The organism is Flavobacterium aestuarii (genome assembly GCF_040049115.1).
GTDB classification, from domain to species: Bacteria; Bacteroidota; Bacteroidia; order Flavobacteriales; family Flavobacteriaceae; genus Flavobacterium; species Flavobacterium aestuarii.
Window position 1 is genome coordinate 69,902 of the sequence record NZ_JBDLZZ010000011.1, and the last position, 14,519, is coordinate 84,420.

11 protein-coding genes are annotated in these 14,519 nt (G+C 36.7%); 2 read left to right on the forward strand and 9 right to left on the reverse strand.

The features are described 5' to 3' along the window. Positions 1 to 186: 186 nt before the first annotated feature. The 3 genes from ABEG11_RS12635 to ABEG11_RS12645 all read right to left on the reverse strand — a co-directional run bounded on the left by ABEG11_RS12635 (position 187) and on the right by ABEG11_RS12645 (position 3,252). Positions 187 to 1,566, reverse strand: coding sequence for a sialate O-acetylesterase (locus ABEG11_RS12635; protein ID WP_348824533.1), 1,380 nt, complete (start codon positions 1,564 to 1,566; stop codon positions 187 to 189). After that, entirely contained in the window at positions 1,556 to 2,653 is a 1,098-nt protein-coding gene (locus ABEG11_RS12640) for an SGNH/GDSL hydrolase family protein (protein ID WP_348824534.1), read from the reverse strand. Before ABEG11_RS12640 ends, ABEG11_RS12635 begins: the two co-directional genes overlap by 11 nt. Positions 2,654 to 2,820: 167 nt before the next feature. After that, complete coding sequence (locus ABEG11_RS12645; protein ID WP_348824535.1) at positions 2,821 to 3,252, reverse strand: DUF1573 domain-containing protein; 432 nt, start codon at positions 3,250 to 3,252, stop codon at positions 2,821 to 2,823. Between the two features lie 143 nt (positions 3,253 to 3,395). Here ABEG11_RS12645 and ABEG11_RS12650 point away from each other — a divergent pair, with 143 nt between their 5' ends. Beyond that, positions 3,396 to 4,661 carry a sensor histidine kinase gene (locus ABEG11_RS12650; protein ID WP_348824536.1) on the forward strand — a complete coding sequence of 422 codons (1,266 nt, stop codon included), beginning with the start codon at positions 3,396 to 3,398 and terminating at the stop codon, positions 4,659 to 4,661. Next, positions 4,654 to 5,340 carry a response regulator transcription factor gene (locus tag ABEG11_RS12655; protein WP_348824537.1) on the forward strand — a complete coding sequence of 229 codons (687 nt, stop codon included), beginning with the start codon at positions 4,654 to 4,656 and terminating at the stop codon, positions 5,338 to 5,340. Before ABEG11_RS12650 ends, ABEG11_RS12655 begins: the two co-directional genes overlap by 8 nt. 18 nt (positions 5,341 to 5,358) lie before the next feature. Here the strand turns inward: ABEG11_RS12655 and ABEG11_RS12660 are convergent, their stop codons facing one another. The 6 genes from ABEG11_RS12660 to ABEG11_RS12685 all read right to left on the reverse strand — a co-directional run bounded on the left by ABEG11_RS12660 (position 5,359) and on the right by ABEG11_RS12685 (position 14,389). Beyond that, positions 5,359 to 6,846, reverse strand: coding sequence for a Fic family protein (locus ABEG11_RS12660; protein ID WP_348824538.1), 1,488 nt, complete (start codon positions 6,844 to 6,846; stop codon positions 5,359 to 5,361). A gap of 244 nt (positions 6,847 to 7,090) precedes the next feature. Then, positions 7,091 to 8,632: an acyl-CoA carboxylase subunit beta gene (locus tag ABEG11_RS12665; RefSeq protein WP_348824539.1), complete on the reverse strand. Its 1,542-nt coding sequence runs from the start codon at positions 8,630 to 8,632 to the stop codon at positions 7,091 to 7,093. A 190-nt stretch (positions 8,633 to 8,822) separates the two neighbouring features. Next, positions 8,823 to 10,265: an acetyl-CoA carboxylase biotin carboxylase subunit gene (accC, locus tag ABEG11_RS12670; protein ID WP_348824540.1), complete on the reverse strand. Its 1,443-nt coding sequence runs from the start codon at positions 10,263 to 10,265 to the stop codon at positions 8,823 to 8,825. Positions 10,266 to 10,369: 104 nt separating this feature from the next. Continuing rightward, positions 10,370 to 10,855 carry an acyl-CoA carboxylase biotin carboxyl carrier protein subunit gene (locus ABEG11_RS12675; protein WP_348824541.1) on the reverse strand — a complete coding sequence of 162 codons (486 nt, stop codon included), beginning with the start codon at positions 10,853 to 10,855 and terminating at the stop codon, positions 10,370 to 10,372. Positions 10,856 to 11,028: 173 nt separating this feature from the next. Beyond that, a complete protein-coding gene (locus ABEG11_RS12680) occupies positions 11,029 to 11,817 on the reverse strand; it encodes a THC0290_0291 family protein (protein WP_348824542.1) in 789 nt (262 codons plus the stop codon). Positions 11,818 to 12,193: 376 nt separating this feature from the next. After that, on the reverse strand, positions 12,194 to 14,389 hold the full coding sequence (locus ABEG11_RS12685; RefSeq protein ID WP_348824543.1) for a B12-binding domain-containing radical SAM protein: 2,196 nt from the start codon (positions 14,387 to 14,389) through the stop codon (positions 12,194 to 12,196). Positions 14,390 to 14,519 lie beyond the last annotated feature (130 nt).

A 14,519-nucleotide genomic window follows, 5' to 3' on the forward strand; every position in this document is an offset into this window, starting at 1 on the left:
TAGTTTATTTATCTTGGGGCGTGTCCCTGCGGGTCGGGCTATGCGTTACAATCTCCCGAAAAAAACGGGAGGATTTTCACTTCTATCCCTCACGCAAATTCAGTGCAGATAACAGTATTTTATATTTCAAATACCCATTATATCAATATCTGCCTTAAACTTCAAATTTATTAATATAAAGATTTTTTACTCCGAAATAAAACTCGAAGCAGGTAAATCGGCTTTATTGAAAAGAGTGGACTGATCCGTATTCTTCCAGGCATAACGCACCTTTACAGGACTTTTTACCTCAGCAGACTGCAATACTACAGTGTTGTTTTTAATAACTGCATTGGCTTTATGAAATACATTATCAGAACCTGCAATTTCAAATAAATCTGCTTTTTTTTCTTTAAAATATAATCCATCGGCGTAATCGAAAGTCACTGTAACTTTATTTTTCTCAATTGTGATTCCTTTATAAAGTGGTCCATTCACCGTTGCTGTATTCGTTTTATATGTATTGGCTAATGCCAGATTAGCCAGGCGGATCCCTACCGATTTCTTATCTTTTGGATGAATATCATCAGTAGGCGAAATATCGCTGGTCACAGCCATTCCAGTATTTGTAACTTCCTGCAAAACTTTCCGCTGTGAATTTCGGATAATCGTTCCACTGAAATGATCTTCACCATATTTATAAGGCGCAATCTGAACAAAATAAAACGGAAAATCGTATCCCCATAATTTTCTCCAAGACGTTATTAACGCCGAAAGCGTTTTATCATAAACCTCCGATCCCACATTGCTTTCTCCCTGATACCACAATGCTCCAGCGATTTTAAATTTGGCCAATGGATAAATCATTGCGTTAAAGGCACGTCCAGGCTGGTTTGGTCCATAGCTTTCTTCTTTACGTGTCTTAGCCGACTCTAATAAAACCGCATCATTCTGAATCACTTCTTCCGGCATCCAGATTTCGGCTGGTGTTCCTCCCCAATTGGACGAAATCAAGCCGATAGGCACATTCTTTAATTCTTCCTGCAGACGTTTTCCAAAAAAATAACCCACTGCACTAAAATATTTCATCGTTTCCGGTGAACATTCTGTCCAATTTCCGGATAAATTATTCTGTGGAGAGGTGGCAGTTAATTTCGGCACCAGAAACAATCGGATGTTGGGATTTGCAGCATTTTTAACTGCTTCATCACCATTTTCAATTCCCCAGCCGGCATTCATTTCCATATTGGACTGCCCGGAACAAATCCAGACTTCACCAAGCAGAATGTTTTTCAGAACTATTTCATTGTAACCTTTTATAGTAATGGTGTAAGGACCGCCTTCCTTTGGAGTTGGAATCGCAATCTCCCACTTTGCCTGATTGCTGGCTTTTATTTTATAACTTTCATTATTCCAGCTTGGTGTTATCACAACTTCTTCCTGCGGATTGGCAAATCCCCAAAACAGTACTTCGCTATTACGCTGCAACACCATATTATCCGAAAAGATATTCGGAAGCGTAATATTTGCGGAAGCGGTATTTGAAAAAATCAGGGAAAGAACAAAAACAATGATCTTATTTTTCATTTAATATCTTTTTAAAAACTGGAATTAATTGGTCTGCCATTACTTTATCATCAGCAATATCTGGGTGGTAGCCACAGCCTTTGGGAGACATTGGCTGAAACTCGAATAATGCAATCGGCTTGTGCGTTTTATCATTTTCAAAAGCCTGAATCACTTTTTTGAGGCATTTTACCAGCGTTACATTTTTATCTCCCGAAACCATTGGACTGGTCAATAATATAATTCGGGTATTAGGTGCGTGCTTGTAAACTGTTTTTATAAAATCAATATAATTGGAAACGTACTTTTCTTCATTAAACGGCAGCCTTTCTTTTTTTCCGTCACCATCTGAAAGGTCATTAGTCCCTAAACAAATACTAACCAAATCAGGCTGAAAAACAAAGTCATACGGTTTTGAACTGTCTTTATTCAAATATAGATTTTCATAAACATCCGGAATATTAGGCTCAAGAATATGTTCATCATTCCAGTTGCGGTACATCCCGTAACCAGAAACAGAACTCAATACAAAATCGATATTCAAAGCTCTGGAAAGAACCGGCCCGTAAGCCCAATACGCATTATGCTGATCGTACCAATCGCCGCTCCCGCAGGGAATTGAAGACAGATCATTGCCATAACCGCAAGTTATAGAATCACCAATCAGTTCAATTTTTTTCTTCTTTTTGGATGCTGTATTTTTTGTTAATTTAGCTGTTGTTCCTGCAAACAAAACACCTCCATTAGCCGCTTCTGTAGCTTTGTAAATCGAAAGATGATGCGTTTTTTTGCCATTAGAAGCTTTAACAGGGTAGTTTTTTATTTCCCCCTTCTCGATTCGGACTCTCCCGATATAGTTTCCGTCGAGTTCTATTGAAACATAATTTTGATGATCCTCCACGCTTTGCAGAGATACGGAGCAGGAATCGCCAATAAAATCAAAAGAAACCGAAGAAGCAGAACCTATGAGTACCGCCTTATTGTCTGCTAATTTTTCGATCCTTCCGTCATAATCAAAAAATGATTGATCTTCAACCGTTTTTTGAGCAAAAGAAAAGGATGAAATGAGAATCAATAAAAATAAATGGTATTTTTTTTTGTAATTCATAATCTTTTAAAGCTTTTATAATAGTATAGACAACAAATATAAATTGATTACAATTTAATAATATATACTATTTTTTCAAACTATAATCAAAAATCGGCAAGAGTACTATTTGCAAGCAAAAAACCACCTAAAAGAGGTGGTTCAATGTACATTTATTTTATTAAAAATCAGCTTTTCACACTAGCAGCTGCTGCAACTACAGTTCCCTTAATAGTCAAAACTTTAACAGCGGTTTCAGCATTTGTAGTCACTGATACTGTTTTGGTAAAAGCACCCGCATTTGCCGCATTATAAGTCGCCGTTACTGTACCTGATTTTCCTGGAGCAATTGGTGCTTTGGTATAATCAGTTGCTGTACAGCCACAGGATCCCTGAACATTTGTAACTATTACTGCCGTCTTTCCCGTGTTTTTGAATTCGAAAATAATAGGTTTTGGAGTTCCCTGCGGAATCTGTCCAACATCAATAGTCTCACTTTTCCATGCGATCGTAGAGACTGCACCAGCTGTTTTTGAAATTATAGTTTTTACAGGAGCGATTGCTGAAAATGACATTAATCCTAGAGTTAATGCCAACATTGAAATTTTAATCACTTTCATAATTATTTATTTTTATTGGTTACGATTTTTGAATAATTCAAAAGTAGATTAGAAAAACGAGCCCCCTTGTTAAGCGGTTTCAAATCTTTGTTAACGACTTGTTAATGCAAAAAAGACAGCCGAATTTTGATTAATATTACATCATGAAACTGACCAAGCTCAACAGCAGTATCCTAATTGGATTAATCGCAATTATAGGAATTCTGATAGCGCAATTGCTTTGGACAAAAGAAGCCTTTAGTATTGAAGAAAAAAAATTCAGTCAAAAGACACATGTTGCCCTATTGGAAGTTGCCAAAAAATTATATCTGGGGACCAATCATGACCTTTCCGGCAAAAACCCTGTACGGAAAATTTCCAATGATTATTATATTATTAATGTTGACAATGATTTTGAACCCGAGATTTTAGAGTTCTACCTCATATCCGAGTTCAAAAAAATGAATATTACCACTGATTTTGAATATGCCATGTACAATTGTCAAAGCGATGAAATGGTCTATGGCAACTACATTTCCTTATCCCAAAAGAAACAGACAAAACATTCGGTATATTTCCCAAAACATAAAAATTTAGTCTATTATTTTGCCATTCGGTTTCCCAATGAGACCAGTTATTTGTTTAGTTCCTTACGATTTTGGTTTGTGCTTTCGATTGCCTTGATTGTTATTTTACTGGTGTATGTATATTCGATTTTTACGCTTTTACAGCAAAAAAAATATTCCGAACTGCAACGGGATTTCATCAATAATATGACACATGAATTCAAAACACCATTATCCTCCATACTGATTGCTTCCAATTATCTCTACAAGCAAGATCCAATCAGACAAGATGAAAAACTGGAAAAATACACACATATTATTATTGATCAAAGCAACAAGTTAAACCAGCATATCGAGAAAATCCTGAGCATCGCAAAATCCGACAATACTCCTTTGGAACTGAATAAAACAGTTTTAAATGCATTACCAATTCTAGAAACCGTAATTGAAAACATAAAGCTGAAACATCCCGAAGCCAAAATAGAGATTAAAACCAATTTACCATCCATTTCCATTGAAGCCGATGAATTTCATTTCACTAATTTGGTTTACAATCTACTGGATAATGCCGTAAAATATAGCGAGAACAAACCCGAAATCTGTATCGCCATTGCAAAAGCTGGAAAACAATTGCAATTTAGTTTTATAGATAATGGTATTGGAATTGCTTCCAAGAACATTCCGTTTGTCTTTGACAAATTCTACAGAATTCCAAGCCAAAAAAGCAATGAAGTCACCGGATTTGGATTAGGTTTGTACTATGCAAAAAAAGTGTGTGACCTCCACCGCTGGAAAATAACCGTAAAATGCAATCCCGAAAAAGGCTGTACTTTTTCACTATTAATCCCTCAAACCAATGAGTAACTTTAAAATACTATATACCGAAGATGATGCTACCTTGGCATTCCTGACCAAAGATAATCTGGAACAAAACCATTATGAAGTCACCCATTGTGATGATGGAAAATCAGGCTTGGAAGCTTTTAAAAATAGTGCTTTTGATATTTGTATTTTGGATATAATGATGCCAAAAATGGATGGTTTTGAATTGGCTTCCGAAATCAGAAAACTTGACACGGAAGTTCCTATTATTTTCCTTTCGGCCAAAACCCTGAAAGAAGACCGCATAAAAGGCCTGCGCTTGGGAGCCGATGATTATCTCGTAAAACCTTTCAGCATTGAAGAATTACTGCTAAAAATTGAAATATTCTTGAGACGTTCCCGCAAGAATACTGCAATTGAAAAATCCATGTATGAAATTGGAAAATACCAATTTGACACCAAAAATTTCATTCTTTTCAATGAAACAGAAAAAATATCCCTTACCCAGCGCGAAGCGGATCTCTTAAAATTATTCCTTGACAACAAAAATGTGGTTTTAAAGAGGGAACAAATCCTGACTTCTCTGTGGGGTAATGACGATTATTTTATGGGACGCAGTCTCGATGTTTTTATTTCCCGCCTGCGCAAAATTTTGGCCAACGAAAAAGGGATTGCGATTGAGAATTTACATGGGATTGGGTTTCGGTTTTTTATTGAATAATTTTATAAAAAATAACAATTACATTTCAAAAATAGTCTGATATTCTTTCTCCATCAATTCTATTTCTGCATCGGTTAGTTTTACAAAATCTTTTCTTCTTCGTTTTGGGAATAAGCCCTTATTTTGATGAAGAAAAAGTATCATTCTACTAATTTCCATATCGGGCATATCAACAATTTCTTGAATAGAAAGCCTCAATTCGTCGTATCTCATAATAAATTCAAGTTCATTTGGAATGTCTGTCATCACGGTTTCTTGAATCGTTTTTCCCAAGAAAGAAGTTTGCGCTGTCAAATCTGGAAAACGGTAGTAACTTTCTATTTCCTCAAAATTTAAAATACGAATATTACCCTTGTCATCTTTTTCGTAATCAATTATCTGCATTAATTCTTTGGAAAAATCTTCCAATACAGCATCATACTCTTTGATATTATTCAATATATGCGCTGAAACGGGGATAATCAAACCATCTTGAACCACTTTATCCCGAACCAAAGTATCATGAATCAAAAATCGATGCAAACGTCCATTCCCATCTTCAAATGGATGAATAAAAACAAATCCAAACGACAAAGTGCTGGCTCGAACCAATGCAGATACAGTTTCTGTTTTTAAGGCAACTTCTTTTAAGCCCTGCATCAAAGAAGACACACTTTCTGGCGGTGGGCATATATAATGAAGCATTTCCGAATAATTGGGAAGTGATTGTCCCACATAATTTTGGAAGTCACGATAGCCATTTACGGCAAATCTTGGATCCACAATTTCATTTTGCATGAGAGTCAAATTTCTCTCTTCAAACATAATATCTTGAGGAACTGTCCCTGCTTTCATCAACAAGGAAATGAAACGTTCTATCCGTTTTGGAGAAGGTTTTTCATGTTCAATTTCATACGATGATTTTGTTTCTTTTCCGTATAAATAATTAGTTGCCCTGTTAAAAATGTCTGACGAATACTCTCTTCGCAATTGCATTATTTGTGCCGAAATATCAATACTTTGAAAAGTTTCTATTTCGGTTGTTTTTCTAACTATTGGACAAAAATCCGGAGTTCCCAGCAGGTTATCGTTAATCTTCCATTTCGAATTCTTAACTGTTTTTCCAACGATATATTTTTTCTCGTCTAATAAATCAACATAATTCCCAGAAATAACAAAATCTAAATCAATTGATTTACGCATTAAAAATTCATAAAGAAAACCAATTTTCCGTGTATAAATACCCTTTGGAAAACTCATTATAAAGTCTCGTATTTCTCTTTCGGGAATGCATTTAAAAACCGATTTTAATAAATGCAGATTCAGATAATCAAACTTTAAACCAAAAATAATATGGTTTATTGGATTATTCTCTACTCCATATTTTAAACCAAACACACGCAAAACTACTCCTTTGGAAGTCAATTCCATTTTCTCATTATTCCCAATATACGATTGACTTTTCAGCGAAAGCTTATGTAATTGATAATGATTTTTGAGCCAATAAAATCCTGCACTTTGTTCCATTACAGCTTTACGGTAAAATGAATATTTGTTACAGTAAAAGTATTAAAATTAATTTATTTACAGTAAAACATATAATTATAACTATAAAAAACATAAATAAATACCATTTTTACGGTAAAAATTATATTCAAAACAAACAACATCTCTGTTTCTATATATTTCAACTGCAGCAAAGTTAATACAGTAAAACATATAAATATACATATTTTTACCGTAGAATTTATATAAATAAAAAAATCAATAACTACAAAGGAATATTCCCATGCTTCCTATCAGGAGTCTCACTTACTTTATTTTCCAGCATGGCAAAAGCTTTTATCAGTTTGCGTCTTGTATCTTGCGGCAGAATAACCTCATCGACAAAACCTCGCTGTGCAGCTGTATATGGATTTGCAAAAAGTTCGGCATATTCAGCTTCTTTTTCCAAGAGTTTGGCTTCGTGATCTTCGGCATCTTGGATTTCTTTTTTAAAAATAATTTCAGAGGCTCCTTTGGCTCCCATTACCGCGATTTCGGCTGTAGGCCAGGCAAAGTTCATGTCGGCACCAATGTGTTTAGAATTCATCACATCATAAGCACCTCCATAGGCTTTTCGGGTAATCACGGTAACTCTCGGCACGGTCGCTTCACTTAAAGCATAAAGCAGTTTTGCACCGTGAACAATAATTCCGTTCCACTCCTGATCGGTTCCCGGCAAAAAGCCCGGCACATCGACCAATACCAATAACGGAATATTAAAAGCATCACAAAAACGGGTAAAGCGTGCGGCTTTTTTTGAACTGTTCACATCCAGACAACCTGCTAGAAACATAGGCTGATTAGCTACAATCCCAATGCTTCGTCCTCCCAATCTGGCAAAACCTACAATGATATTTTCGGCATAATTTTTATGAATTTCAAAAAACGAATCTTCGTCAATAATCCCTGTTATTACGTTATGCATATCATAAGGCTTATTCGGGTTGTCCGGAATAATTCCGTCCAATTGTTCCCGTATTTCATCGGTGAGTTCATACGGCAGATTGCGTGGCTTTTCTTTGTTATTTTGGGGCAGATAACTCAACAGCCTCTTGATATCTTCCAAACAGACCACACCATTAATTGCAGTGCGATGTGCCACTCCCGATTTAGTCGAATGTGTACTCGCACCGCCCAATTCCTCTGAAGTCACCGATTCGTTGGTCACGGTTTTCACTACGTTCGGACCAGTAACAAACATATAACTCGTTTCTTCGACCATAATCGTAAAATCGGTGATAGCGGGAGAATAAACCGCTCCTCCTGCGCAGGGACCCATAATAGCCGAAATCTGAGGAATTACGCCGCTCGCCTGCACATTTCTGTAAAAAATATCGGCATAGCCTCCCAGCGAACGAACTCCTTCCTGAATACGCGCACCGCCCGAATCGTTGAGACCAATCATGGGTGCTCCAACTTTTACAGCCATATCCATAATTTTGCAGATTTTCTCGGCGTGTGTTTCTGATAACGAACCTCCAAAAACCGTAAAATCCTGTGCAAAAACATACACCAATCTTCCGTTGATTGTGCCGTAACCCGTTATGACTCCATCTCCGTAGTACATTTCGTTTTCCATTCCAAAATCGGTGGTGCGATGGGTTACCAGCATACCAATTTCCTCAAAAGAACCTTCATCCATCAAATAATTGATGCGCTCCCTTGCTGTCAGTTTTTTGTTCGAATGCTGTTTGGCAATACGTTTTGTCCCTCCTCCCAAATGAGCTAGGGCAATTTTGTCATTTAGTATTTTTATTTTAGACTCCATTTGTTGTCATTTATTATTTTTTAGTTTTAGATATCGCTTAAAAAATTTAAACACATAGAAATGTAGATTAAATAGAAAAAGAAAGACACTTTGTTTAAGATAGTTTACATAGTGCTATGTGCAAAATTTAATTTCTAGAAAAATCTAATTTTCAGTATACAATTCTATGTTTCTATGTGTTAAAAATTTATTATTGAATTGGTAAGCGTACTATTTTTTTATCTTCAAAATACTGTTTCAATGCCACCAAAGCAGCAATTTCGGCTTCTTTACTAGCCTGCTCTTTTAAAATTTCAGGACTGTAAAATTTCTTCACAAAATGTGTGTCAAATTTTCCCGAACGAAAAGCTTCATGCTCAAAAACAAATTTTCCGAAAGGCAGAGTCGTCTGCACGCCTTCTACTTTGTAATTTTCGATGGCTTTAATCATCAGCTGAATTGCTTCTTCCCGCGTTTGTCCGTAAGTGATTAATTTGGCCAGCATCGGGTCATAATAAATTGGAATATCCATGCCCTGTTCAAAACCGTTATCTACACGAATACCTTCGCCAACAGGCAATTGATATACATCCAAATGACCAACGCTCGGCAGGAAATCATTCAATGGGTCTTCGGCATAAACACGCAATTCAAGTGCATGACCCCGTATTTTTAAATCTTCCTGTTTTATATTTAATGCTTCTCCCCTTGCGACCTTAATCTGCAGTTCGACCAAATCAGTACCGGTAATCAACTCCGTAACCGGATGCTCCACCTGCAAACGGGTATTCATTTCGAGGAAATAAAAATTATTATTTTCGTCCAATAAAAACTCTACCGTTCCAGCTCCAAGATAATCACAGGACTTAGCTACCAAGACAGCTGCCTCACCCATTTTCCTGCGCAGTTCTGGTGTTAAAACCGAAGACGGTGCTTCCTCAACCACTTTCTGGTGACGACGCTGAATACTGCATTCTCTTTCAAAAAAATATAAAATGTTTCCATGACTATCTGCCATCACCTGAATTTCGATATGTCTTGGAGAAGCCACATATTTTTCGATAAAAACCGAACCGTCGCCAAAAGCTGCAACTGCTTCGCTTATCGCACGATTCATTTGAGGTTCAAAATCAGCTTCGTTATCCACCACACGCATACCTTTCCCTCCACCACCAGCTGAAGCTTTAATCAGAATCGGAAAGCCAATTGAAACTGCTGCCTGCTTTGCTTTTTCGATATCGGTAATCGCTTCGTCAATACCGGGAACCATCGGAATACTGTATGCTTTAACAGCATCTTTGGCTGCCAATTTGCTTCCCATTATTTTGATGGCATGTGATTTTGGTCCAATAAAAATGATATTATTTTTTTCAGCTTCTTCGGCAAATTCCGCATTCTCACTCAGGAAACCATATCCGGGATGAATGGCATCAACATTCAGTGATTTAGCAGCCTCTATAATTTTGTTTCCGAGTAAATACGATTGATTTGACGGCGCTTCCCCGATCCAAACTGCTTCATCGGCAAACTTTACGTGCAGTGCATTCCGATCGGCAGCCGAATAAACAGCTACCGTTTTAATACCCATTTTCTGTGCGGTTTTCATCACCCTGATGGCGATTTCACCTCTATTGGCAACCAGTATTTTTTTCATATTTTATCACTAAAAGAATATAGCGAATAGAATAAAGAACAAAGACTTTGAAAATCTGCCTTTGGTTTACATCTATTTTCTATACTCTATTTTCTTTTTTCTCTTTACTCAAACTCTATTAATAACTGCCCTTTCTCAACCGCATCTCCAGTATTTACAGCAATGTTTTTGATTACTCCATCTCGTGGCGACAAAAAGCTATTCTCCATTTTCATGGCACTAAGAATGATTAAGTTGTCATTTTCTTTCACGGCCTGTCCCGCTTCAACACTAATTTCCAAAATCAATCCTGGCATAGGTGCCTTAATCGTATTGACTTGCTTGGTCAGTCCAACTTCAAATCCCATCTCTTTGATCAGAATATCCAAAGAATTTGAAATTGCTACCGTATAAATCGTGTTATTGACTTTCACCTTATAACTTTTACGATTGAAATCCGAAGTGATAATTTCTGCTTTATACGGTGTGTTTTGATGTAATACATGGAACGCATTGGCATCCATCGGCACAGCATCCAGCTGCGAAATGTATCCTTCGTCCAAATCATAATGGAAAGAATCATTTACAGTTACTTTGTAATTGGTGCTCATTTTTACTCTTTTTAGGATAGTAAAAATAGGAAAAGAAAACGTTTTCGTGAAAAAAAATAAAAATTATGAGAAAACCTTTAAAGAGATATTATTAAAAAATGCATCTGTAAGGGTACAAAACCAAATGCAACAATAAAAATTAAAATTATTAGAGACAATCTAAGGAAGTCTTATTATTCAAGATAAAAAACATAGCCAAAAGTAAGCCAAGCCTGCCAATCGTTATATTTGTTCTCGGTAAAAATTTCTTTATCAGGATTTAATCCGTCCACCCAGTCAGAGCCAAAATACTGAAGACGGCCTTCCATTAGCAGATCTGACATTTTGTTTAATTTATATCGCACGCCAATACCAGAAACCACAGACCAGGTACTGCTGTTTTCGCTGGCAAAACCATACGGATGACCATCTGAAGGAATCAGATATTTTGGAAATGTTGTTTCTGGAGTTCCTAATTCTCCAAGTGCCGATGAAGATTTTGAATTAAAAAAGCTGTACTGAATCCCTACACTAATGTATGGAGAAAAACCGCCAATACTATATTCGAAATCATGGATCCTGCTGAGTGGATAGTATTCTAGCTGCGTACCCAAATTTAGAATAGATGTATTTCCTTCCATAGCCCTTAATTGCAGCTTGCCGATGCTATTGCCATTTTCGGCCCAGTCACCAAAGTGATGCAGCTTCGTTTTATTAAAAGACAGTTCGGAACGCACTTTAAAATGTTCTTTAAAATAAGCTGTGCTCATGGACTTCGATGAAAAATTTATATAATGCACCAAGCCCACACCAAAACCCGTATTCTTAAAAGTTGAAGAATCATCATTTCTTTGCCCATAATCGGATTTAATAATACTGGGACCAGCAAAAACACCAATTTCATGTGCTAATGAAGTTTGAGCTGCAGAAATAGCAGGAAAACTAAAAAAAACAATAAAAAAACAGATGCAATTTTTGGACATTCTAGAGCAAATTTATTATCGATTCAACCTTAATCTACAGACTTACAATTCATTTGTGTTTACAAATACACACAAATTTAAAAGCGCAAATAGAATAACTTAAAAACGCAATAAAAATTAAACTCGTTTAATGGAGATTTTTATAGCTAAAATGCAAAATTTTGAATTAGAAAGATGTAAAATATTACAATATCCTGATTGTAAGCAATATGTAAATATTTTTATTCAAAATACTGATAAAACAAACATTTTTCTTTGAAAGCTGAGAAATAGCTATACCACAAGAATATCAGCTAGTTATATTTATATTTTCTTCTAAAATCAGTTTAAATTCAAAAAACATAATCTGCAGTGAACCTTAAAGCAAACTACTCTATCATAATACCAGCAGACCAAACTCTCTCAAAGTATTTACTGGTTTAGAATACCAGAACAATTCAAAATTTTCCAATTGAATTTCAAAATCGTTTTTTATTTCCTGAAAAGAATAAGTTTTGGCATTGCAGACCGATAGCCTTTGAAGCATTTCATCAAGCCATTCACCTTCAGCCTTGCTGGTTTGAATGGTAAAGCTCTCTTTTTTATCGTGAAAAGTCAAAGCCAGCATTTCCCAGCTGTTCCCTTTTTTGGATTTAGTAAAATAATCGACTGAAGGTTTTCCGCCCAGCCAGACAATTTTGGCAGTAGGTTTTATATTGAAATTGGATTCCTCCTGAAGTGCATCAAAAATAAAATCGGGACTGATTTTTGTCTTTGGAATTTTGAAATCGAACCACTCCTGCAGTTCATACTCAAAACAGATTCCGTGCATATAATTAAAGAGCGATTTCTTAAGTCCAAAACTGAATTTATCATGATTAATTCCTGTAGAATCCACAAAATTAATATCATTATTAGCAAAAGTCCCAATAGCTTCAGTTTCCTTTACCGCACCAAATTGCTCTGGAAACATCCCAACTGGACTGTGTGCCGTCATAGCAAATTGATGCCAAAATCCCGATTGCAATACCTGAGCTTCAAACAACTGGCGCACCATTTCGAGGCTGTCTACAGTTTCCTGAACGCTTTGCGTTGGATAACCATACATTAAATAAGCGTGAACCATTATGCCGGCTTCGGTAAAATTGCGGGTAACTTTTGCGACTTGTTCCACCGTTACGCCTTTATCGATAAGTTTCAATAATCGGTCTGAAGCCACTTCTAACCCTCCCGAAACTGCTATACAGCCAGAGGCTTTTAATAATATACATAAGTCTTTTGTAAAACTTTTTTCAAATCGAATATTCGTCCACCAGGTAACGGCCATTTTTCGGCGAAGGATTTCGAGTGCCAAAGCTCTCATCAGCGCTGGCGGTGCCGCTTCATCTACATAATGAAAACCGGTTTCGCCCGTTTGGGCAATCAGTTCTTCCATGCGGTCGCACAATAAACTTGCGGCAACAGGTTCGTACACTTTTATGTAATCCAGAGAAATGTCGCAGAAAGTGCATTTGCCCCAATAACAGCCGTGCGCCATTGTGAGTTTGTTCCAGCGTCCGTCGCTCCACAATCGATGCATTGGATTTACGATTTCGATAACCGAAATATATTTGTCCAAAAGCAGGTCGGAATAATCTGGTGTTCCCACTTGAGATTGTTTGTAATCTGGCTGAGTGGAATTATTTTTATAAACAACTTTTCCGTCTTCCAGCAGAAAAGTTCTTTTAACCTCCCCTAATCCCTCCAAAGGAGAGGGATTTGAAACCAAATTACATAATAGTTCAATTGGAGTTTCACCATCATCCAGAGTGATATAATCGAAAAATTCAAAAACGCGCGCATCCGACAGCGAACGTAATTCAGTATTCGGGAAACCGCCGCCCATCGAAATCTTTATGCCCGGATGGTGTTTTTTCACCCATTGCGCCGAGCGGAAAGCAGCGTACAAATTCCCAGGAAATGGAACCGAAATCAAGAATAATGTTGGCTGAATAGTTTCTATTCTTTCCTTTAAAATGGACAGTAAAATTTGGTCTATATAAGTTGGTTCCTGCTGCAGAGCTTCGTACAATTCATCAAAAGAATTGGCGCTTCTCCCCAGTCTCTCTGCATATCGGCTAAAGCCAAAATTTTCATCAACACATTCAATAATAAAATCGGATATATCTTCGAGGTACAAAGTTGCCAAATGTTTGGCTTTGTCCTGAGTTCCCATTGTCCCAAAAGCCCAGTCCAGTTCTTCCAATTGCGCAAAACGGGAAGCTTCGGGCAGGAAATCTTCCTGACATATCTGCAAAGCCAAAGTTGGATTTTTTCCCTGCAAAAAAGCAATAACCGAATCGATGGTTTTAATGTATTCGTCCTGCAAAGCGAAAATTCGTTTGCAGTTGTCGGTTGTTGGCTGTTGGTTATTGGCAAACAAATTTTGCAATCCTTCTTTCGAAAACAATTTCAAAATCACTTCTATTCCTAAATCTGCCTGCACCGACTCAATGTTTTTCGTATTCAGAAACCCTTTGATATAAGCCGTTGCAGGATACGGAGTATTCAGCTGGGTAAACGGCGGCGTGATGAGGAAAAGTTTTGGTTTCAAAAGTGAGATTGTTTTTTTGCAAAAATACGGGATATTTAATGACTTTTAAGTAAAAGATTTTTAGGAGCTGTAATAGAATTTAGAACTGTAATTTACAGCATTGTTTGTAGATATTTAATTACATTTGCAA

What these genes read in the sequence shown, in the direction of transcription:
- ABEG11_RS12635 (WP_348824533.1), bottom strand. Translation starts at nt 1,566, where the DNA reads ATGAAAAATAAGATCATTGTTTTTGTTCTTTCCCTGATTTTTTCAAAT.
- ABEG11_RS12640 (WP_348824534.1), bottom strand. Translation starts at nt 2,653, where the DNA reads ATGAATTACAAAAAAAAATACCATTTATTTTTATTGATTCTCATTTCA.
- ABEG11_RS12645 (WP_348824535.1), bottom strand. Translation starts at nt 3,252, where the DNA reads ATGAAAGTGATTAAAATTTCAATGTTGGCATTAACTCTAGGATTAATG.
- ABEG11_RS12650 (WP_348824536.1), top strand. Translation starts at nt 3,396, where the DNA reads ATGAAACTGACCAAGCTCAACAGCAGTATCCTAATTGGATTAATCGCA.
- ABEG11_RS12655 (WP_348824537.1), top strand. Translation starts at nt 4,654, where the DNA reads ATGAGTAACTTTAAAATACTATATACCGAAGATGATGCTACCTTGGCA.
- ABEG11_RS12660 (WP_348824538.1), bottom strand. Translation starts at nt 6,846, where the DNA reads ATGGAACAAAGTGCAGGATTTTATTGGCTCAAAAATCATTATCAATTA.
- ABEG11_RS12665 (WP_348824539.1), bottom strand. Translation starts at nt 8,632, where the DNA reads ATGGAGTCTAAAATAAAAATACTAAATGACAAAATTGCCCTAGCTCAT.
- accC (WP_348824540.1), bottom strand. Translation starts at nt 10,265, where the DNA reads ATGAAAAAAATACTGGTTGCCAATAGAGGTGAAATCGCCATCAGGGTG.
- ABEG11_RS12675 (WP_348824541.1), bottom strand. Translation starts at nt 10,855, where the DNA reads ATGAGCACCAATTACAAAGTAACTGTAAATGATTCTTTCCATTATGAT.
- ABEG11_RS12680 (WP_348824542.1), bottom strand. Translation starts at nt 11,817, where the DNA reads ATGTCCAAAAATTGCATCTGTTTTTTTATTGTTTTTTTTAGTTTTCCT.